General features: G+C 71.9%; 20 protein-coding genes. 12 read left to right on the top strand and 8 right to left on the bottom strand.

The features are described 5' to 3' along the window. Window positions 1–21: 21 nt before the first annotated feature. Entirely contained in the window at window positions 22–2,100 is a 2,079-nt protein-coding gene (locus tag ID804_RS06950) for an alpha-galactosidase (RefSeq protein WP_317451203.1), read from the top strand. Window positions 2,101–2,118: 18 nt separating this feature from the next. Here the strand turns inward: ID804_RS06950 and ID804_RS06945 are convergent, their stop codons facing one another. Beyond that, entirely contained in the window at window positions 2,119–2,919 is an 801-nt protein-coding gene (locus tag ID804_RS06945) for a TrmH family RNA methyltransferase (RefSeq protein ID WP_169078392.1), read from the bottom strand. 132 nt (window positions 2,920–3,051) lie between these two features. Between ID804_RS06945 and ID804_RS06940 the strand changes: the two genes are divergently transcribed. Genes ID804_RS06940 through ID804_RS06925 form a run of 4 tightly spaced genes read left to right on the top strand, consistent with a single transcriptional unit; the run spans window position 3,052 to window position 5,591 of the window. Beyond that, complete coding sequence (locus tag ID804_RS06940) at window positions 3,052–3,924, top strand: Sir2 family NAD-dependent protein deacetylase (RefSeq protein WP_169078390.1); 873 nt, start codon at window positions 3,052–3,054, stop codon at window positions 3,922–3,924. Window positions 3,925–3,946: 22 nt separating this feature from the next. Then, entirely contained in the window at window positions 3,947–4,597 is a 651-nt protein-coding gene (locus ID804_RS06935; protein WP_169078388.1) for a histidine phosphatase family protein, read from the top strand. Next, window positions 4,597–5,073: a YbaK/EbsC family protein gene (locus ID804_RS06930; protein ID WP_169078386.1), complete on the top strand. Its 477-nt coding sequence runs from the start codon at window positions 4,597–4,599 to the stop codon at window positions 5,071–5,073. Before ID804_RS06935 ends, ID804_RS06930 begins: the two co-directional genes overlap by 1 nt. A gap of 47 nt (window positions 5,074–5,120) precedes the next feature. Beyond that, the gene (locus ID804_RS06925; RefSeq protein WP_169078384.1) at window positions 5,121–5,591 is read left to right on the top strand and encodes a hypothetical protein; all 471 of its coding nucleotides are present in this window, start codon (window positions 5,121–5,123) and stop codon (window positions 5,589–5,591) included. 28 nt (window positions 5,592–5,619) lie between these two features. Here ID804_RS06925 and ID804_RS06920 read toward each other — a convergent pair whose 3' ends face one another. After that, the gene (locus tag ID804_RS06920; RefSeq protein ID WP_169078382.1) at window positions 5,620–6,708 is read right to left on the bottom strand and encodes a glycosyltransferase family 4 protein; all 1,089 of its coding nucleotides are present in this window, start codon (window positions 6,706–6,708) and stop codon (window positions 5,620–5,622) included. A gap of 10 nt (window positions 6,709–6,718) precedes the next feature. Continuing rightward, window positions 6,719–7,603: an alpha/beta fold hydrolase gene (locus ID804_RS06915; RefSeq protein ID WP_169078380.1), complete on the bottom strand. Its 885-nt coding sequence runs from the start codon at window positions 7,601–7,603 to the stop codon at window positions 6,719–6,721. Window positions 7,604–7,720: 117 nt separating this feature from the next. Here ID804_RS06915 and treS point away from each other — a divergent pair, with 117 nt between their 5' ends. Further along, the gene (gene treS, locus ID804_RS06910) at window positions 7,721–9,472 is read left to right on the top strand and encodes a maltose alpha-D-glucosyltransferase (protein ID WP_169078378.1); all 1,752 of its coding nucleotides are present in this window, start codon (window positions 7,721–7,723) and stop codon (window positions 9,470–9,472) included. Between the two features lie 9 nt (window positions 9,473–9,481). Beyond that, window positions 9,482–10,213, top strand: a complete 732-nt coding sequence (locus ID804_RS06905; protein ID WP_169078376.1) for an exonuclease domain-containing protein — start codon at window positions 9,482–9,484, stop codon at window positions 10,211–10,213. 73 nt (window positions 10,214–10,286) lie between these two features. Here ID804_RS06905 and ID804_RS06900 read toward each other — a convergent pair whose 3' ends face one another. The 3 genes from ID804_RS06900 to glgA form a co-directional block, all read right to left on the bottom strand. Beyond that, window positions 10,287–10,535, bottom strand: coding sequence for a type B 50S ribosomal protein L31 (locus ID804_RS06900; RefSeq protein WP_169078374.1), 249 nt, complete (start codon window positions 10,533–10,535; stop codon window positions 10,287–10,289). Window positions 10,536–10,659: 124 nt separating this feature from the next. Continuing rightward, window positions 10,660–11,442 carry an ABC transporter ATP-binding protein gene (locus ID804_RS06895; RefSeq protein WP_169078372.1) on the bottom strand — a complete coding sequence of 261 codons (783 nt, stop codon included), beginning with the start codon at window positions 11,440–11,442 and terminating at the stop codon, window positions 10,660–10,662. Between the two features lie 13 nt (window positions 11,443–11,455). Beyond that, window positions 11,456–12,643 (bottom strand): glycogen synthase, encoded by a 1,188-nt coding sequence (gene glgA / locus ID804_RS06890; protein ID WP_169078370.1) that lies wholly within the window; start codon window positions 12,641–12,643, stop codon window positions 11,456–11,458. A 46-nt stretch (window positions 12,644–12,689) separates the two neighbouring features. On the opposite strand from glgA, the gene glgC reads away from it, so the two are divergent. Further along, window positions 12,690–13,925, top strand: coding sequence for a glucose-1-phosphate adenylyltransferase (gene glgC / locus ID804_RS06885; protein ID WP_169078368.1), 1,236 nt, complete (start codon window positions 12,690–12,692; stop codon window positions 13,923–13,925). 51 nt (window positions 13,926–13,976) lie between these two features. Further along, window positions 13,977–14,615 carry a phosphoserine phosphatase SerB gene (serB, locus tag ID804_RS06880; RefSeq protein ID WP_169078366.1) on the top strand — a complete coding sequence of 213 codons (639 nt, stop codon included), beginning with the start codon at window positions 13,977–13,979 and terminating at the stop codon, window positions 14,613–14,615. A 598-nt stretch (window positions 14,616–15,213) separates the two neighbouring features. Here serB and fabG read toward each other — a convergent pair. Then, complete coding sequence (gene fabG, locus ID804_RS06875) at window positions 15,214–15,924, bottom strand: 3-oxoacyl-ACP reductase FabG (protein WP_169078364.1); 711 nt, start codon at window positions 15,922–15,924, stop codon at window positions 15,214–15,216. Window positions 15,925–15,991: 67 nt separating this feature from the next. On the opposite strand from fabG, the gene ID804_RS06870 reads away from it, so the two are divergent. Genes ID804_RS06870 through ID804_RS06860 form a run of 3 tightly spaced genes read left to right on the top strand, consistent with a single transcriptional unit; the run spans window position 15,992 to window position 17,345 of the window. After that, on the top strand, window positions 15,992–16,276 hold the full coding sequence (locus tag ID804_RS06870; RefSeq protein WP_169078362.1) for a DUF3099 domain-containing protein: 285 nt from the start codon (window positions 15,992–15,994) through the stop codon (window positions 16,274–16,276). Continuing rightward, window positions 16,273–16,524 carry a hypothetical protein gene (locus ID804_RS06865; RefSeq protein WP_317451202.1) on the top strand — a complete coding sequence of 84 codons (252 nt, stop codon included), beginning with the start codon at window positions 16,273–16,275 and terminating at the stop codon, window positions 16,522–16,524. The genes ID804_RS06870 and ID804_RS06865 overlap by 4 nt, the downstream gene beginning before the upstream one ends. Continuing rightward, window positions 16,521–17,345 (top strand): SURF1 family cytochrome oxidase biogenesis protein, encoded by an 825-nt coding sequence (locus ID804_RS06860; RefSeq protein WP_169078360.1) that lies wholly within the window; start codon window positions 16,521–16,523, stop codon window positions 17,343–17,345. The genes ID804_RS06865 and ID804_RS06860 overlap by 4 nt, the downstream gene beginning before the upstream one ends. 51 nt (window positions 17,346–17,396) lie before the next feature. On the opposite strand, the gene ID804_RS06855 is transcribed toward ID804_RS06860, so the two are convergent. Next, on the bottom strand, window positions 17,397–18,995 hold the full coding sequence (locus ID804_RS06855; protein ID WP_169078358.1) for an ABC-F family ATP-binding cassette domain-containing protein: 1,599 nt from the start codon (window positions 18,993–18,995) through the stop codon (window positions 17,397–17,399). Window positions 18,996–19,025: the final 30 nt, after the last annotated feature.

The raw sequence follows: 19,025 nt of genomic DNA, 5'->3' as shown, positions 1-19,025 counted from the left end.
CGCGCCGCGGGTGTCAGCCTCGTGCTCGACGCCCGCGGCGCGGCCGTGCCCGCCGTCCGCTACTGGGGCGCCGACCTCGGCGAGCTCGACGAGGCGGGCCTCGCGGCCGTCGCCGCTGCGCCCGCGATCGCACCGAGCTCCCCCGACCTCCCGCTCGTGCCGTCGATCCTGCCGACGGCCGCCGAGGGCTGGACGGGCTCCCCGGGCCTCGAGGCCCATCGCGTGGGGATGCCCCCCTCACGTCTGCCGCTGGTGCTGCGCTCCACGGCCGTGCACCGCTCCGCCCCCGCCGGCCTGCTCGTGGCCCTGCGGGCACACGACGAGCACGGGCCGCTACTCGACCTCCGCTGGAGCGTGAAGCTCACCGAGGAGGGCCTCGTCGAGGTGGCGATCTCCGCGACCGCCGTGGGCGAGCATCCGGTCGCTCTCGATCGTCTTGCCGCGCGCCTGCCCGTGCCGGCGCGCGCGCTCGACCTGCTCGACTTCTCCGGCCTGTGGGCGGGCGAGCGGCACCCGCAGCGCGGTCGCGTGCGCGACGGCCTGCACGTGCGCGAGCAGCGGCAGGGCCGGCCGGGCCACGACGCGCCCTTCCTCACCGTGCTCGGCTCGCCGGGGTTCGGCTTCGCCGCCGGCGAGGTGTGGGCGCTGCACCACGCATGGAGCGGCGACAGCCGCGTCACCGTCGAGTCGCTCGCGACGGGACACCGCCACCTCGGCGCCGAGGAGCTGCTGCAGCCCGGCGAGATCGTGCTCGCCCCCGGCGCGACCTACGAGGCGCCGCTGGCGATCTTCGCCTCGTCTCGCGAGGGCCTCGACGGGCTCTCCGACCGCTTCCACCCCTACGTGCGACGCCTCACGCCGCCGACGCACCGGCCCGTCGTGCTCAACACGTGGGAGGCCGTCTACTTCGACCACTCGCTCGACGCCCTCGCCCCGCTCGTCGACGCCGCGGCCGACCTCGGCGTCGAGCGCTTCGTGCTCGACGACGGCTGGTTCGACGGGCGCACCGACGACCGCCGCGCCCTCGGCGACTGGGTCGTCGACCCCGAGCGCTGGCCCGAGGGCCTGCACCCGCTCGTCGCGCACGTGCAGCGCCGCGGCATGGAGTTCGGCCTGTGGGTCGAGCCCGAGATGGTGAGCCCCGACTCGCGGCTCGCGCGCGAGCATCCGGAGTGGCTGCTGGCCAGCCCCGACGGCGCCGTGCCGCCGACCTGGCGCTGGCAGCACACCCTCGACCTCGCGAACCCGGCCGTCCGCGAGCACCTGCTCGCGGCGCTCGACGCGCTGCTGACCGAGTACCCGATCGCCTTCCTGAAGTGGGATCACAACCGCGCGCTCATGGCCCGCGGCGCCGCGGCGCAGACGCGCGGCCTGTACGCGCTGCTCGACGCCCTGCGCGAGCGGCACCCCGAGATCGCGATCGAGTCGTGTGCCTCCGGCGGCGGCCGCATCGACCTCGGCATCGCGCGCCGCACCCACCGCTTCTGGACGAGCGACACGAACGACGCCCTCGAGCGGCAGAGCATCCAGCGCTTCTCGAGCGTCCTCGTGCCGCTCGAGCTGCTGGGCGGCCACGTCGGCGCCGGGCGCGCCCACATCACCGGTCGCACGCACGACCTCTCGCTGCGCCTCGCGACAGCGCTGTTCGGTCACGCCGGCATCGAGTGGGATGTCACGCGCGCGAGCGACGACGAGCGACGGATGCTCGCTGACTGGGTCGCCGCCGTGCAGCGGTTCCGGCCGCTGGTGCATTCGGGCCGCACGGTGAGGCCCGACGCCGACGACGACGCGAGCCGGCTCGTGCTCGGCGTCGTCGCGCCCGACCGCGGTGAGGCGCTGTACTCGCTGGCGACGGTCGCGGCCTCGCGCGTGGCGGTGCCGCCGCCGCTGCGCCTGCCCGGCCTCGACCCCGACCGCCGCTACCGCGTCGCGCGCGTGCCGCTCGGCGCGGCCCCCCACGCGGTGCAGGATGCCCCGCCGGCGTGGTTCGCCGCCGGCGAGCTCGACGCCCCCGGCCGCGTGCTCGCCGAGGTCGGCCTCCCGGTGCCCCTGCTCGCGCCGGAGCAGGCGATCGTGCTGCACGTCACGGCGCTCGACTGAGGCCGTGCGCCCCGAGCGCTACGCCTGCAGCGCGTACAGCGCGACCGCGCTCGCGGCGGCGACGTTGAGCGAGTCGACGCCGTGCGCCATCGGGATCGTCACGACGACGTCCGCTGCCTCGAGCGCCTGCCGCGAGAGCCCGTCGCCCTCCGCACCGACGAGCACGGCGACGCGCTCGGGCGCACTCGCGGCGAACGCGCGCAGCGGCACGGCGTCGTCGGCGAGGGCGAGCGCCGCGATCGTGAAGCCGGCCTCGTGCAGCAGCGGCGCGGCCTCGCTCCACTCGGGCAGGCGGGTCCACGGCACCTGCAGCACGGTGCCCATCGAGACGCGCACGCTGCGGCGGTAGAGGGGGTCGGCGCAGCGCGGCGTGACGAGCACGGCGTCGGCGCCGAGGCCGGCCACCGAGCGGAAGATCGCCCCGACGTTGGTGTGGTCGACGACGTCTTCGACGATGACGACGCGCCGAGCATCCGCCAGCAGCGCACGGGGGTCGATCGGCGCGGGTCGATGCATGCTCGCGAGCGCCCCGCGATGCAGGTGGTAGCCGGTGAGCGCCTCGAGCGCGCGCGGCTCGCCGACGTAGACGGGCAGGTCGCGACCGTCGAGCAGCCGCTCGATCTCGGGCAGCCACTTCTCGCTCGTGAGCACCGAGCGCGGCTCATGCCCGGCCCGCAGCGCGCGGCCGATGACGGTGAGCGATTCGGCGAGGTACAGCCCGCCCTCCGGCTCGGTGACGCGGCGGAGGGCGACGTCGGTGAGGCGGGCGTAGTCGTCGAGGTCGGGATGCTCCAGGCCCTCGATCCGCACGATCCGCACCGCACTCCCCCGCTTCCCGATCGCGCGCGATCGCCGTCGTGTTCGCCGAGGGCGGTCGATGCTCCGCTCAGCCTCCGGAAACATATCCGAAACCGCGCGCGTTTAGCCTGCTGGAGGATCCAGGGAGGCCCCATGCAGCAGTCGACCGCGCCGAGCGCGTCCGCGCCCGCGTCGACGCTGAGCGAGGATGCCCGCGCGGGTCTCAAGGCGGCGATCGGTCTGCTGCGCGGCGGTCGCATCGCCGTGCTCACCGGTGCCGGCGTGAGCACCGATTCGGGCATCCCCGACTACCGGGGGGAGGGTGCACCGGTGCGCACGCCGATGACGTACAGCCAGTTCCTGGCCGACCACGACTACCGCCGCCGCTACTGGGCCGGCAGCCACCTGGGCTGGAAGCGCTTCGCAGCGGCCCGCCCGAACCACGGCCACCGCCTGCTCGCCGAGCTCGAGCACGGCGGCCTCATCAGCGGGGTCGTGACGCAGAACGTCGACGGGTTGCACGTGCGGGCCGGCAGCCGCCGCGTCGTCGACCTGCACGGCTCGATGGATCGCGTCACGTGCCTGCACTGCGGGCAGTTCTTCGCGCGCGACGCGATCGCCGAGCGCATCGAGGCGCTCAACCCGTGGCTCGACCCGGAGGGGCCGCACGCGATCAACCCCGACGGCGACGCCGAGGTCGACGACGTCTCGCAGTTCGCGGTGCCGGAGTGCTCGGTGTGCGGCGGCACGCTCAAGCCCGACGTGGTGTTCTTCGGCGAGTTCGTGCCCCCGACGAAGTTCGAGGAGGCCCGCGGCATCGTGCAGCGCGCCGACGCCCTGCTCGTGCTGGGCTCGTCGCTCGTGGTGAACTCGGGCATCCGGCTCGTCGGTCTCGCGCAGAAGCGGCGCCTGCCGATCGTCATCGTCAACCGCGGCGCGACGAAGGCCGATGCGCGCGCGGCGGTGAAGATCGACGCCGGCACGAGCGAGGTGCTCGCCGCCCTGCACGACGCGCTACTGCCCTGAGCGGCGCGGCTAGGCTCGAGGCATGACCGCGTTCGCCCTCGTCCGCCATGGCGAGACCGACTGGAACCGCGCGCGGCGCATCCAGGGGTCGACCGACATCCCCCTCAACGACACCGGCCGCGAGCAGGCCGCTGCGACGGGCGAGCTGCTGCGCGGCCGGCAGTGGTCGCGCATCGTCGCCTCGCCGCTGTCGCGCGCCGCCGAGACCGCGACGATCATTGCCGACGCGATCGGGATGCCCGGGCCTGAGCTCGACGCCGCCTTCGTCGAGCGCAACTACGGCGAGGCGGAGGGCTTCACGGGCGCCGAGCTCGACGCCCGATTCCCTGACGGCGCCGAGGTGCCGGGTCGCGAGTCGCGCGAGGCGGTCGCCGAGCGCGTCGTCGCGGCGCTGCACCGGCTCGCGGCCGAGCATCCCGGCGAGGCGATCATCGTCGTCGCGCACGGCGGCGTGATCCGCAGCGTGCTCGAGACGGTCGCCCCGGGCCGCCACCGCGAGCCGATCACGAACGGCTCGGTGCACTCCTTCCTGCACGCCGACGGCGACCTGGAGCTCTCGCGCTTCGACGACCCGGTCGACGAGCAGTCGATCTTCCCCCTCGCGGAGGACTTCGAGGAGCAGAACCCGCTCGCCCGCCGCGAGGAGGGCCGCGGCGCCGAGGGCGACCGCTGATGGCGTCCGGCGCCGAGCGCTTCGCCGCCGCGACCGCCGGTCTGGGGCTGTCGCCGGTGCGGATGCCCGACTCGACCCACACCGCCGCCGAGGCCGCGGCCGCCGTCGGCTGCGAGGTCGGCGCGATCGTGAAGTCGCTCGTCTTCGTCGCGGTCGACGGCGACGAGCGCTCGCCCCTGCTCGCGCTCGTCGCGGGTGACCGTCGCGCCGACCTCGACCTGCTCGCCGAGGCGGTGGGGATGCCCGTCGAGAAGGCCGACGCGAAGACCGTGAAGGCGGCGACGGGCTACTCGATCGGCGGCGTGCCCCCGATCGGGCATCCGTCGCCCGTGCGCACGCTCGTCGATGAGAGCCTGCTGCGCTTCGACACCGTGTGGAGCGCCGCCGGCAGCGCCTACGACGTCTTCCCGGCGAGCCCGCACGACATCGTCGCGTGGTCGAACGGCACGGTCGCCGCGATCGCGACCGAGGGCTGACTCGCGTCGCTCGCGCCGTCGCACCGAGCGGGGCGTACAGTGCGGTCATGCTCTCGCGCCGTGCGGTCGCCGTCGTCGTCGCTCTCGCCGTCACGACGCTCGTGGCGATCGTCGTGGTGCTCGTCCTGACGGCGCCGCCCGCGCAGACGCCTGGAGAGGGCGAGGGCGGGCCGGGTCTGCCCGTGCAGCTGCCGGGCGACACCTACGCGGGTGACCCGGTGGCCGGCGAGGGCGAGCTCGTGCTGGGCGAGGAGGGGTGCTTTCGCGTCGACCTCGGCGAGGGCGCTCGCTTCGCGATCTGGCCCGAGGGATTCAGCGCCGACGGCGACGCGGTGCTCGACGCCGACGGCACGCGCCTGGTCGATGGCGCGCGCCTGACGGTCGAGGGCCTCGTGATGCCGTACGCCGAGCTCGTCGCGATCGAGGGCCCCGACGGGTACTGGGCGAACGTCGCCGGGTTCTGCATCGACGACGACGACACCGTGCTCGTGCTCGACGAGGTCACGCGCGCCGGCTGAGCCGCAGACGCCACCCCGCCCCGACAGCTCAGCGCCGGGGCGCCGCCGCGAGCTCGCGCAGCAGCTGCAGCAGGATGCCCGCGCTGCGCCCCCAGTCGAACCGCGCCGCCTGCGCGTACCCGGCCTGCGATCGCGCTTCCCACTCCCCCGGCGCGAGCAGCTCGCGCACCCGCCGCGCGAAGCCCGCGGCGTCGTCGGGTGCCGCGTAGAGCGCCGCCGACCCGCCGATCTCGCGGAAGATCGGGGTGTCGGCGACGACGACGGGCGTGCCGCGCCCCATCGCCTCGACGAGCGGGATGCCGAAGCCCTCCTCGCGCGAGGCGTGCACGAGCGCCGTGGCGCCGTCGAGGATGGAGGCGTACTCCTCGTCGGTCACGCCGTCGTGGACCACGAGGGCGCCGGAGGGTGCGAGTGCGGTGAGCCGCGAGCGATCCTCCGGCCGGATGCGGCTCAGCAAGTGCAGCCTCGCGCCCGGCAGCTCGTGCAGGGCCCGGCACAGCGTCTCGACGTTCTTGTACGGCATGAACGAGCCCATGTAGACGAGCTCGACGCCCTCGGGCCGCACCCGCTCGCGCTCGACAGGCGGGCGATCGGCCGCGTTTGGCACGACGACGACGCGCCGCGAGGTGAGACGGTGGGCCTCGATGAGGCCGCGCGTCGTCTCGCTCACGGTGACCACGGCATCCGCCCGATTCAGCAGCAGTCGCTGCGGCCACCACGCGAGGTGGTACAGCCGCCACAGCACCCGCACGGGCGCGGGCAGGTCGCGCGGCGGCGTCGGGTGCGCGTAGTAGATGAGATCGTGCAGCGTGAGCGCGAGCGGGTAGCGCCGGCCCCATGTGCCCATCGTCTGCATGGGGCTGAACACCACGTCGGGGCGGATGCGGTTGACCTGCGCCGCGACCCACGGCTCGCGCGCGCTCGTCGGCGCGCTCACGCGGTGCACCGTGAGCCCCGCGGGCAGCATGTCGAGCTGGCGGTCGTCGTGGATGAGCGCGACGAGCTCGTCGTCGGCGCCGAGCAGCGGCAGCAGGTGCTCGACGAGGCTCGCCGTGAAGCGGCTGATGCCGTCGTGCCGGCCGATGCGCACGTAGCGGCAGTCGATCGCGATCCTCACGGGCGGCGCCTCACGCGAGGAACTCGCGGATCGCGCGCGCCGCGGCCGCCGGCGCCTCGTAGTGCACGAGGTGGCCGACCTCGGGCACGACGACGAGGCGTGCGTCCGGGAAGAGCCGCACGAGCCGGTGCTGCGCCGCAAGCGGCGTGATGTCGTCCTCCTCCGCCGCGATGAGCAGCGTCGGCACGCGCACCTGGGCGGCGTAGTCGCTGACGTCGTGCGACACCGACGCGCGGAACGCCTCGAGCAGCATGTCGCGGTTCGCGAAGCCCGAGAAGTAGCGGTCGTGCTCCTCGTGGATCCAGCGCCGCAGGCTCCTCTCGCGCGTCTTCGCCATCGACACGCTCATGACGCGCGTGATCGCGCGACTGCGCAGCAGGGCGAAGCCCGCCCGGCGCGGCAGCACCGCGCCCAGCCGGTAGAAGGCGACCGCTCCGCGGGTGAGGATGCCCCGCGGGCCCTCGAGCGCCGGCTGGCCGATCGGGTTGATGAGCACCGATCGCGGCGCGGGCACGCCGCCCGCGAGCGCCCCTGCCACCACGATCGAGCCGAAGCTGTGGCCGAGCAGCACCGCGGTGCCGCGCACGCCGAGCGCGACGAGCAGCGCATCGAGCCAGGCGGCGTAGCCCTCGATGTCGTGCGCGCGGTCGGGCAGCGGCTCCGACGCGCCGAACCCCGGCAGATCCGGAGCGATGATGCGCAGCTCGGGCAGGAGGGCGACGACGGGCTCGAGCCCGTGGTGATCGCCGCGGAAGCCGTGCACGACGACGAGGGTGCGCGGGGCATCCGCCGGGCCGTACTCGGCGATGCGGGTGCGGGCTCCGAGCACCTCGAGCTCGAGGTCGCGGCGCGGGATCGCGCTGAGGGCGGCGGCGTAGGGAGAGGGAGCGGGCATCCCGGTCAGTCTAGGTCGGCGCGCATGCCGAGGGCCCGGCGACGACCGGATTACAGTGGACCGACCGCGCCCTGCAGCGGCGCATCCGATCTCCCTCTCCTACCACCGAGGAGCCTCGTGACCTTCACCGCCCCGATCACCCTGCCCGGCCTCGCGCTCGACCCGCAGTGGTACCGCCGCAGCGTCTTCTACGAGGTCATGGTGCGGTCGTTCATGGATTCCAACGGCGACGGCACGGGCGACCTGGGCGGCCTGATCTCGAAGCTCGACTACCTGCAGTGGCTCGGCATCGACGCGCTGTGGCTGCCGCCGTTCTTCCAGAGCCCGCTGCGCGACGGCGGCTACGACGTCAGCGACTACACGGCGATCCTGCCCGAGTTCGGCACGATCGAGGAGTTCCGCGAGCTCGTCACGAAGGCGCACGAGCGCAACATGCGCATCGTCATCGACCTCGTCGTCAACCACACCTCCGACCAGCACCCGTGGTTCCAGGCCTCGCGGGAGGACCCGGAGGGGCCGTACGGCGACTTCTACGTCTGGAGCGACACCGACGAGAAGTACGAGAACGTGCGCATCATCTTCGTCGACACCGAGGAGTCGAACTGGGCCTTCGACCCCGTGCGCCGGCAGTTCTACTGGCACCGCTTCTTCTCGCACCAGCCCGACCTCAACTTCGAGAACCCGGCCGTGCACGAGGCGCTGTTCGACGTCGTGCGGTTCTGGCTCGACCTCGGCGTCGACGGGTTCCGCCTCGACGCGATCCCGTACCTCTACGAGTCCGACGAGGGCAACGGCGAGGGCGAGCCGAAGACGCACGAGTTCATCGCGAAGCTGCGCGCCATGGTCGACAAGGAGTACCCGGGTCGCGTGCTCATCGCCGAGGCCAACCAGTGGCCGCACGAGGTCGTCGAGTTCTTCGGCTCCGAGGACGAGCCGGAGTGCCACATGGCCTTCGACTTCCCCGTCATGCCCCGCATCTTCTACGCCCTGCGCTCGCAGCAGGCGACCGAGCTCGAGCGCCAGCTGAGCGAAGAGATCAACGCGCCCGAGGGGGCCGCCTGGGGCGTGTTCCTGCGCAACCACGACGAGCTCACGCTCGAGATGGTGAGCGAGGAGTACCGCCAGGCGATGTACGGCTGGTACGCCTACGACCCGCGCATGCGCGCCAACATCGGAATCCGTCGCCGCCTCGCGCCCCTGCTCGACAACTCCCGCGCCGAGCTCGAGCTCGCCCACGCGCTGCTGTTCTCGCTGCCCGGCAGCCCGTTCCTGTACTACGGCGACGAGATCGGCATGGGCGACAACATCTGGCTGCCCGACCGCGACAGCTCGCGCACGCCCATGCAGTGGACCCCCGACCGCAACGCGGGCTTCTCGCACGCCGATCCCGGCAAGCTCTACCTGCCCGTGGTGCAGTCGCTCGTCTACCACTACAACCAGATCAACGTCGAGACGCAGCTGGCGCAGTCGCGCTCGCTGCTGCACTGGATCCGCAACGTCATCCACGTGCGCAAGGCGCACCCGACCTTCGGCCTGGGCACGATCCGCGTGCTGAAGACGAACCACGAGTCGGTGCTGGCCTTCGTGCGCGAGTACGCCGGCAGCGGCACGCACCTCGGCGACGCCCCCGAGCGCATCCTGTGCGTGTTCTCGTTCGCCCACAACCCGGTCGCCGCGACGATCGACATGTCGGGCTTCGAGGGCGCGCCGCTGTGGGATCTGTTCGGCGGCGCCGACTTTCCCTCGGTCGACGAGAACGGGCACGTCACGCTCACGATGGCGACGCAGAGCTTCTACTGGCTGCACGTCGGCGATCGCGACCCGCACCCCCACCACGGCGGAGGCTTCGGCGTCGGTGCGCACGCCTAGGCTCGCGGCATGACCGTTCTCGACCCGAGCACCACCGACACCGACGGTGGCGCCCGCCACTGGAGCGACGAGCTCGCCGTCTTCGACCTCGAGACCACGGGCGTCGATGTGCGCACCTCGCGCATCGTCACGGCGCACATCGCCGTGATCGGCGCTGACGGGCTGCCGCGCGAGTCGTGGTCGTGGCTCGCCGACCCGGGCATCGAGATCCCCGAGGGGGCGACGGCGGTGCACGGCATCACGACCGAGCGCGCCCGTGCGGAGGGGCGGCCGGCGCGCGAGGTCGTCGCCGAGATCACGGATGCCCTGCGCGCGCTGCTCGCCCGCCCCGTGCCGCTCGTGGTCTACAACGCCGCCTACGATCTGAGCCTGCTCGAGCACGAGTGCCGTCGTCACGGCGTGGAGCCGCTCATCGACCCGGCCCCCGTCGTCGACCCGCTCGTGATCGACAAGGCCGTCGACCGGTACCGCAAGGGCAAGCGCACGCTGGAGGCGGCGGCCGCGCACTACGGGGTCGAGCTCACGGGCGCGCACGATGCCGCCGCCGACGCGATCGCCGCGGGCCGCGTTGCGCAGGCGCTCGCCCGCCGGTTCGCGGATGCCCTGCCCGACGACCTCGCTGCCCTCCACGGTGCGCAGGTCAGCTGGCACGAGCAGCAGTGCGACTCGTTCGAGGACTACATGCGGCGCACCCGCGACCACCGCTTCACGGCCGACCGCGGCTGGCCCACCCGCGCCTGAGCGCGGCATCGCTCGCGCGAGAACGACGAAGGGCCCCGCCTGCTGGCGGGGCCCTTCGTGAAGTTGCTGCGGCTTACTTGCCGAAGTTCTTGAAGCGCTGGTTGAACTTCTCGACGCGACCGGCCGAGTCCATGATGCGCTGCTTGCCCGTGTAGAACGGGTGCGAGGCCGACGAGATCTCGACGTCGATCACCGGGTACTCCGTGCCGTCGAGCTCGATCGTCTTGTCGCTCGAGACGGTCGAGCGCGTGAGGAAGGTCTCGCCCGACGCGAGGTCGCGGAACACGACCGCCTTGTACTCGGGGTGGATGTCAGTCTTCATGAACGGTTCCTTGGTTGTGATTCAGCGGGTGGCCCCCGCTGCGGGCAAGTTCGATCGGCGCGACGAGAAGTGCCGCGGGCCGACTCTCAAGACTAGCAGAGCCCGGCCGTGCGGCGGGGCGGGATCAGGCCGCGCGCGCCGTGAAGCGGTCGCCGTCGCGGTGCACCTGCAGCTCGATGCCGAAGGTGCGGCTGAGGTGCTCGCCGGTGATGATCTCGTCAATCGGCCCGGCGGCGGTGATGCCGCCGTCGGCGAGCAGCAGCGCGTGCGTGAAGCCGGCGGGGATCTCCTCCACGTGGTGGGTGACCATGACCATCGCGGGCGAGTCGGGCGAGCTGGCGAAGCTGCCGAGCAGCTGCAGCAGCTCTTCGCGCGCGCCGAGGTCGAGGCTCGCGGCGGGCTCGTCGAGCAGCAGCAGCTCCGGGTCGGTCATGATGGCGCGCGCGATCTGCACGCGCTTCTGCTCGCCGTCGCTGAGGCTGCCGAAGCGGCGCTGCTCGAAGCGGTCGAGCTTCCACTCGCGCAGCACGCGGCGGGCGCGCCGCTCGTCGACCTCCTCGTACTCCTCGTTCCACCGGCCGGTGACGGAGTACGCGGCGGTCATGACGACGTCGAGCACGCTCTCATCGGCGGGGATGCGCCGCGCCATCGCCGTCGAGGCGAAGCCGATGCGGGGCCGCAGCGCGGCGAGATCGCTGTGGCCGACCTCCTCCTCGAGGAGCGTCACGCGCCCGGTCGAGGGATGCTGCGCCGCGGCCGCGAGCTGCAGCAGCGTCGTCTTGCCGGCGCCGTTGGGCCCGAGGATCACCCAGCGGTCGGCCTCGTCGACGCTCCAGTGCACGTCGTGCAGGATGGCCGCGCCATCGCGGGTGAAGGAGACATCGTCGAACTCGAGAACGCTGGCCATGATGGCTCCCAGCCTAGACGAGCAGGCTCGCGTAGAGGGCGCGTGTGCGTTCCGCGATCGCGCCCCACGCGAAGTGCTCCTCGGCCCGCCGACGACCAGCCTCGCCCATGGTGCGCGCACGCTCGCGGTCGCTCACGACGTCGGCGAGCACGGCGGCGAGGTCGGCGACGAAGCGAGCCGGGTCGACGGGCGTGCCCGTGCCGTCCTGCACCTGCTCGATCGGCACGAGTCGGCCGGTGATGCCGTCATCGACGACCTCCGGGATGCCGCCCGTGGCGGTGCCGACGACGGCGACGCCGCACGCCATGGCCTCGAGGTTGACGATGCCGAGGGGCTCGTAGACGCTCGGGCACACGAACGCGGTGGCGTGCGACAGCACGGAGGCCAGTTCGCGCTGCGAGAGCATCCTCTCGATCCAGACGACGCCCGTGCGCTCGCCCTGCAGCGCCGCGACGCCGTGCTGCACCTCGCGCAGGATCTCCGGCGTGTCGGGGGCGCCGGCGCACAGCACGAGCTGCACGTCCTTCGGCAGGGCGCGCATGGCCTCGAGAAGATAGGGCAGGCCCTTCTGGCGCGTGATGCGGCCGACGAAGGCGACCGTCGGGCGGTCGGGGTCGATGCCGAGGGTGCGCACGAACTCGTGGTCGATCGTGCGCTGCCATCCGTCGAGGTCGATGCCGTTGTGGATGACGCTGACCTTCTGCTCGTCGAGCTGGGGGTAGCAGCGCAGGATGTCGCGACGCATGCCGTCGCTCACCGCGATCACGGCATCCGCGGTCTCGAAGGCCCCGCGCTCGATCCAGCTGGAGATGCGGTAGCCGCCGCCGAGCTGCTCGGCCTTCCACGGGCGCAGCGGCTCGAGGCTGTGCGCGGTGACGACGTGCGGAATGTCGTGCAGCATCGCCGCGAGCTGGCCGGCGGCGTTGGCGTACCAGGTGTGCGAGTGCACGAGGTCAGCGCCGTCGACGTCGTCGGCGATCGCGAGGTCGACGCCGAGCGTCGCGAGCGCCGGGTTGGCCGACGAGAGGGCGCCGGGCACGAGGTAGGCGTGCGTGTCGGCCTCGTTGCGGGGGGCGCCGAAGCAGCGCACGCGCACGTCGAGGGCGTCGTGCCGCAGGGCCCGCACGAGCTCGGCGACGTGCACTCCCGCTCCCCCGTAGACCTCGGGCGGATACTCACGGGAGATGACGTCGACGCGCATGGTGACGACGCTAGTACAGCGAGGGACGCTCCCCTACTGTGGGGGCATGGCGTCCCCCAAGGTGTTCGGAATCGTGCTGGCCGGTGGCGAAGGGAAGCGGCTCATGCCGCTCACGGCTGACCGGGCGAAACCCGCCGTGCCCTTCGGCGGCGGCTACCGGCTCATCGACTTCGCGCTGTCGAACCTCATCAACTCGGGGCTGCGCCAGATCGTGGTGCTCACTCAGTACAAGAGCCACTCGCTCGACCGCCACATCTCGCAGACCTGGCGCCTCAGCGGCATGCTCAACGCCTACGTCGCCTCCGTGCCGGCGCAGCAGCGCCTCGGCAAGCGCTGGTTCGCCGGCAGCGCCGACGCGATCTTCCAGAGCCTGAACCTGATCCGCGACGAGAAGCCCGACATCGTGGTCGTGGTGGGCGCCGACCACGTCTACCGCATGGACTTCACGCAGATGATCCAGGCGCACATCGAGAACGGCGCGGGCGTCACGGTCGCCGGCATCCGTCAGCCCATCGCCCTCGCCGACCAGTTCGGCGTCATCGAGACCGACCCGGCGAACCCCTCGCGCATCGCGGCGTTCCACGAGAAGCCGAAGGATGCGGTGGGCCTCGCCGACGCGCCCGACCAGGTGCTCGCCTCGATGGGCAACTACGTCTTCGACGCCGACGTGCTCATGGACGCCGTCACGCGCGACGGCGAGCTGGAGACCTCGAAGCACGACATGGGCGGCGACATCGTGCCCGACTTCGTGCGCCGCGGCGAGGCCTTCGTCTACGACCTCAACCACAACGACGTGCCGGGCGCAACGGAGCGCGACCGCTTCTACTGGCGCGACGTGGGTACGATCGAGTCGTTCTTCGACGCCCACCAGGATCTGATCTCGGCGCTGCCGGTGTTCAACCTCTACAACACCGCGTGGCCGATCTACAGCCAGCAGCTCAACATGCCGCCGGCGAAGTTCGTGCGCGATGGCGCCGGTGAGACCGGGCACGTCATCGACTCGATCGTCTCGCTCGGCTCGGTGATCTCGGGCGCCCGCATCGAGCGCAGCGTGCTCGGCACGTGGGTCACGGTGGAGTCGGCCGAGGTGACCGACTCGGTAATCTTCGAGCGCACCACGATCGGCGCGGGTGCCGTCGTGCGGCGGGCTATTCTCGACAAGGAGGTCGTGGTCTCGCCCGGCGCGCACGTCGGCGTCGACCACGACGCCGACCGAGCCCGCGGCTTCACGGTCACCGACTCCGGCATCACCGTCGTCGGCAAGGGCATCCGCATCGAGTAGCGAGTCGGGAGCATCCCGCCTCGCGCCCGCCGCCGAGGAGTGCCCCGCCCCATGACTCGCTTCCTCGTCGTGCTCGACGTCGATTCCACGCTCATCGAGGACGAGGCCATCGAGCTGCTCGCCGACGAGGCGGGTTCCGGTGCGCTCGTCGCCGAGATCACCGAGCGGGCGATGCGCGGCGAACTCGATTTCGCCGCCTCGCTCGCCGAGCGGGTCGCGACCCTCGCGGGCGTCGACGCGGGATGCTGTGCTCGGGTCGGCGCGCGCATCCGTCTGACGGCCGGAGCGCGCGAGCTCGTCGATGCCGTGCACGCCGCTGACGGCGCGATCGCCGTCGTTTCGGGGGGCTTCCACGAGCTGCTCGACCCGATCGCCGCCGACCTCGGGCTCGACCACCACCGGGCGAACCGGCTCGAGGTCGTCGACGGCCGGTTCACGGGGCGCACCGTCGGCCCCGTCGTCGACGCGGCCGCGAAGGCGGATGCCCTGCGCGAGTGGGCGGCCGCCCACGATCTGCCGCTCCGCCGCACCGTCGCCATCGGCGACGGCGCGAACGACCTGCTGATGCTGCGCGCCGCGGGCCTCGGCGTCGCGTTCGACGCCAAGCCCGTGCTGCGGGAGGCCGCCGACGTGTGCCTGCCGCGCCGCGACCTGCGTGACGCCCTGCCCCTGCTGGGGTTGCGCGCCTGAGCAAGTGTCCGTGTATGGCTCTACCGTGCCCATGTGAGTGAATCCCAATGGTTGACATTCGGTATCGCGGGCCTGGGCGTTATCGGAACGCTCCTTGCACCGCTGATCCCTCTGCGATGGCAAGCCCGACACGAAGACCGCCAACGTCTAGATGCTCACTTTGCTGAAGTCAGAGCGGTGTTGGCACCGCTTCTTATAGCAAGCGCGAACTTCGCAGCCGGCGTCGCCAGTGTCGCGTCGTTCTCCAGGTCGTTCCGTCAGATCCCGGAAGCGCAGCGGCCGTCAGGAGACGACTATTCCGAGGCGGTAATGCTGATCCGCGATTCGTTGATGGAGCTAAGTCGCCAGATAGTTGTGGCAAAGCTCACCGTCCTTGAAGAGCAACTCCGATCGATCGTGCTCGAGATGGAGCGCTTCATCGGTACGCACTCCGGCGCAATGGCATCGTCGTCCGTAGTCTTGGCGTACTCCGCAAAGGTAGAGGACGAGACCGTTGACGAAGTCCTCCTCCTAGTGCGGCGATGGTCCGAGCTTCACCAAGAGCTAGAAAACCTCTTCGCGGCTTCGGCGCCAAAGGTAAGCACTCGAAGCTCAGGGGCTAGTGCCCCATCCCGAGGCCGCCGTCGACGGGGATGACCGCGCCCGAGATGTAGGCGGCGTCGTCGCCGGCGAGCCAGGTGACGACGCGCGCGACCTCCTGGGGGCTCGCGAAGCGGCCGGCCGGGATCGAGTCCTTGTAGGCCTGCTGCTGCTCGGCCGGCAGCTCGGCGGTCATGTCGGTCTCGATGAAGCCGGGCGCGACGACGTTGGCGGTGATGCCGCGGCTGCCGAGCTCGCGCGTGATCGAGCGGGCCATGCCGACGAGCGCCGCCTTCGACGACGAGTAGTTGACCTGCCCGGGCGAGCCGTACAGCCCCACGACGCTCGAGATCAGGATGACGCGGCCGAACCGCGCCTTGAGCATCCCCTTCATGGCGCGCTTCACGGTGCGGAAGGCGCCCGTGAGGTTCGTGTCGACGACGGTCTGGAAGTCGTCGTCCGACATGCGCAGCAGCAGGGTGTCGCGGGTGATGCCGGCGTTCGCGACGACGACCTCGATGGGGCCGTACGCGGCCTCGACCTCGCTGTAGGCGGCGTCCATCGAGGCGGCGTCGGTGACGTCGGCGGTGACCGTGAGCGCACCCTCGGGGCCGCTGCCGGAGCGCGCCGTGACGGCGACGCGGTGGCCCTGGGCGAGGAACTCCTCGGCGATCGCGTAGCCGATGCCGCGGTTGCCGCCGGTGACGAGAACGGTGCGCTGAGTGCTCATGACCCCAGCCTATTGGCAGGCTCGGAACCAGATTTCTCGCAGGCGCGAAACGTAGACTCGAGCCCTCATGAAGCAGCCGACCGGCGCCGCCATCACCTCGCTCCCCGCCTCCCCGACGGAGGAGCGCCGTGCGCGTATGGTCAAGTACTCGATCGCCATGGGCATCCGACTGGTGTGCATCGCCGCGTGCTTCGTGACGCCCGGCTGGTGGCTGCTCATCCCCGCCCTCGGCGCGATCGTGCTGCCCTACTTCGCGGTCGTCGCGGCCAACACGGTCGCCGCGCCGAAGGGCTCCGACGTCGAGCGGCCCGGGCAGATTCTGCCGTACACGCCACCGGGCACGCAGGCGTGATCTCGCTCCCCGGCGAGATCTCCGGCACCCACTGCTCGCGCGCCGGCTGCCGCGCCGAGGCGACGTGGGCGGTCAACTGGCGCAACCCCCGCATCCACGGCCCCGAGCGGGTCAAGGTGTGGCTCGCGTGCGACGAGCACCGCGACTTCCTCTACGACTTCGTCGACCAGCGCGGGTTCCCCGTGGCGCTCACCCCGGCGGGCGTCGTCGTGGGGTCGCTGCCTGATCCGGGAGAATCGTCGGTGTGAGCATCCTGCGACTGGCCCTGCAGCGTCGCTGGCTGGGCTGGCTCGGCCTCACGACGCTCTTCGCGGTCGTCTGCGTCGGCCTCGCGCAGTGGCAGTGGCAGCGGCGGCTGGAGACGGTCGCCGAGATCCGGGTCGTCGCCGAGAACTGGGATGCGGCCGCCGTCGCGCTCGACGAGGCGCTGCCCGATGAGACGGCGCTCGATCCGGCGCGCGAGTGGCAGCCCGTCGTGCTCGAGGGCGAGTACCTGGTAGACGAGCAGCTGCTCGCGCGCGCCCGCCCGCTCAACGGCCGGCCGGGCTTCGAGGTGCTCACGCCCCTGCTGCTCGATGACGGCCGGGTGTTCGTCGTCGACCGCGGCTGGCTGCCGGTCGGCTCGGCGCAGGACTCCCCCGACGTCGTGCCCGCCCCTCCGAGCGGGCGCGTCGAGGTGCTCGTGCGGCTCAAGCCCGGCGAGCCCGAGCTGCGCGGCCGCGGCGCGCCCGAGGGGCAGATCGCGACCATCCATCTGCCCGACATCGCCGAGCGGGTCGAGGCGGGTGACGTCGTGACCGGCGCCTACGGCCTGCTCGACTCGGAGTCGCCGGCGCCCGACACGCGCCCGGTGGCCGCGACCCGGCCCGTGCCCGACGAGGGCCCGCACCTCAGCTACACCTTCCAGTGGTACGTCTTCGCGCTCATGGGTTTCATCGGGTACGGCTGGGCGCTGCGGAAGGAGCACCGGCGGATGCTCGCCGAGGCCTCCGGCGAGCCCGTCGCGCAGCCGGTGCGGCGCCGGCCGAGCGACGCCGATGAAGAGGATGCGCTGCTCGACGCCCGCTGAGGCTCGCGCCGAGCATCCGCCCGCCGACAGCGCCAGCCGCGCCAGCTCGCCTCAGGCGAGCGAGATGAGCTCCGCGTAGTCCTTCGTCCAGAGGTCCTCGACGCCGTCGGGCATGATGAGCACGCGCTCGGGGTTGAGCGCCTCGACAGCGCCCTCGTCGTGGCTGACGAGGATGACCGCCCCTGAGTAGTTCGCGAGCGCCCCGAGAATCTCTTCCCGGCTGGCCGGGTCGAGGTTGTTCGTCGGCTCGTCGAGCAGCAGCAGGTTGGCCTTCGACACCACGAGCATCGCGAGCGACAGGCGCGTCTTCTCGCCGCCGGAGAGCACGCCGGCGGGCTTCGCCGTGTCGTCGCCCGTGAACAGGAACGAGCCGAGCACCTTGCGCGCCTCGAGCTCGGTGATGCTCGGTGAGGCCGACATCATGTTCTGCAGCACGCTGCGCTTCACGTCGAGCGTCTCGTGCTCCTGCGCGTAGTAGCCGACCTTGAGGCCGTGGCCCGGCTCGAGCACGCCCGTGTCGGGCTGGTCGACGCCCGCGAGGATGCGCAGGAGCGTCGTCTTGCCCGCGCCGTTGAGGCCGAGGATGACGACCTTCGAGCCGCGATCGACGGCGAGGTCGACGGCCGTGAAGATCTCGAGCGAGCCGTAGCTCTTCGACAGGTTCTTCGCCTGCAGCGGCGTCTTGCCGACGGGCGCCGGCTCCGGGAAGCGCAGCTTCGCGACGCGGTCGACGGTGCGCACCTCCTCCAGGCCCGCGAGCATCTTCTCGGCGCGCGCGACCATCTGGTGGGCGGCGGCGGCCTTCGAGGCCTTCGCGCCGAAGCGCGCCGCCTGCAGCTGCAGCGCGGTCGCCTTCTTCTCGACGTTGACGCGCTCCTTCTTGCGGCGCTCCTCGTCGGCCTCGCGCTGGCGCAGGTAGTGCTTCCAGCCCATGTTGTAGATGTCGATGACCTGGCGGTTGGCGTCGAGGTAGAAGACCTTGTTGACCGTCTCCTCCACGAGGTGGATGTCGTGGCTGATGACGATGAACCCGCCCTGGTAGCTGGAGAGGAACTCGCGCAGCCACACCACCGAGTCGGCGTCGAGGTGGTTCGTCGGCTCGTCGAGGATCATCGTCTCGGCATCGCTGAACAGGATGCGGGCCAGCTCGATGCGGCGCCGCTGACCGCCCGACAGCGTCTTGAGCGGCTGGCTGAGAATGCGATCGGGCAGGTTCAGGTTGCTCGCGATCGAGGCCGCCTCGGCCTCGGCCGCGTACCCGCCGAGCGCGAGGAACCGGTCGGTGAGTCGCCCGTAGCGCGCCATCGCCTTCTCGCTCACGGCGGGGTCGTCGCTCGCCATGTCGAGCGTGGCCTGCTGCATGTCGATGACGATCTGGCCGAGGCCGCGGGCGTCGAGGATGCGGGTGCGGGCGAGCTGCTCGGGGTCGCCCGAGCGGGGATCCTGCGGCAGGTAGCCGAGCTCGCCGATGCGCTGCACGGTGCCGGCGGTCGGCAGCTCGTCGCCCGCGAGCACCTTCGTCAGCGTCGTCTTGCCGGCGCCGTTCCGCCCGACGAGCCCGACCTTGTCGCCCTTGTCGACGCGGAACGAGACGTTCTCCATGAGCAGGCGCGCGCCGACCCGGATCTCGAGATCCTGCACAGCGAGCACAGCGAACGTCCTGTTCTTTCGTGGATTTCG

This window comes from Microcella alkalica (assembly GCF_014595885.1).
Classification (GTDB): Bacteria; Actinomycetota; Actinomycetes; order Actinomycetales; family Microbacteriaceae; genus Microcella; species Microcella alkaliphila_B.
The sequence above is the reverse complement of the archived record's forward strand: the minus strand, read 5'-3'. Positions and strand labels throughout refer to the sequence as shown.

Coding starts and splice junctions, on each gene's coding strand:
- ID804_RS06905 (WP_169078376.1), top strand. CDS start 9,482: ATGACCGTTCTCGACCCGAGCACCACCGACACCGACGGTGGCGCCCGC.
- ID804_RS06915 (WP_169078380.1), bottom strand. CDS start 7,603: ATGCCCGCTCCCTCTCCCTACGCCGCCGCCCTCAGCGCGATCCCGCGC.
- ID804_RS06895 (WP_169078372.1), bottom strand. CDS start 11,442: ATGGCCAGCGTTCTCGAGTTCGACGATGTCTCCTTCACCCGCGATGGC.
- serB (WP_169078366.1), top strand. CDS start 13,977: ATGACTCGCTTCCTCGTCGTGCTCGACGTCGATTCCACGCTCATCGAG.
- glgA (WP_169078370.1), bottom strand. CDS start 12,643: ATGCGCGTCGACGTCATCTCCCGTGAGTATCCGCCCGAGGTCTACGGG.
- ID804_RS06870 (WP_169078362.1), top strand. CDS start 15,992: ATGAAGCAGCCGACCGGCGCCGCCATCACCTCGCTCCCCGCCTCCCCG.
- ID804_RS06900 (WP_169078374.1), bottom strand. CDS start 10,535: ATGAAGACTGACATCCACCCCGAGTACAAGGCGGTCGTGTTCCGCGAC.
- ID804_RS06925 (WP_169078384.1), top strand. CDS start 5,121: ATGCTCTCGCGCCGTGCGGTCGCCGTCGTCGTCGCTCTCGCCGTCACG.
- ID804_RS06940 (WP_169078390.1), top strand. CDS start 3,052: ATGCAGCAGTCGACCGCGCCGAGCGCGTCCGCGCCCGCGTCGACGCTG.
- ID804_RS06935 (WP_169078388.1), top strand. CDS start 3,947: ATGACCGCGTTCGCCCTCGTCCGCCATGGCGAGACCGACTGGAACCGC.
- fabG (WP_169078364.1), bottom strand. CDS start 15,924: ATGAGCACTCAGCGCACCGTTCTCGTCACCGGCGGCAACCGCGGCATC.
- glgC (WP_169078368.1), top strand. CDS start 12,690: ATGGCGTCCCCCAAGGTGTTCGGAATCGTGCTGGCCGGTGGCGAAGGG.
- ID804_RS06930 (WP_169078386.1), top strand. CDS start 4,597: ATGGCGTCCGGCGCCGAGCGCTTCGCCGCCGCGACCGCCGGTCTGGGG.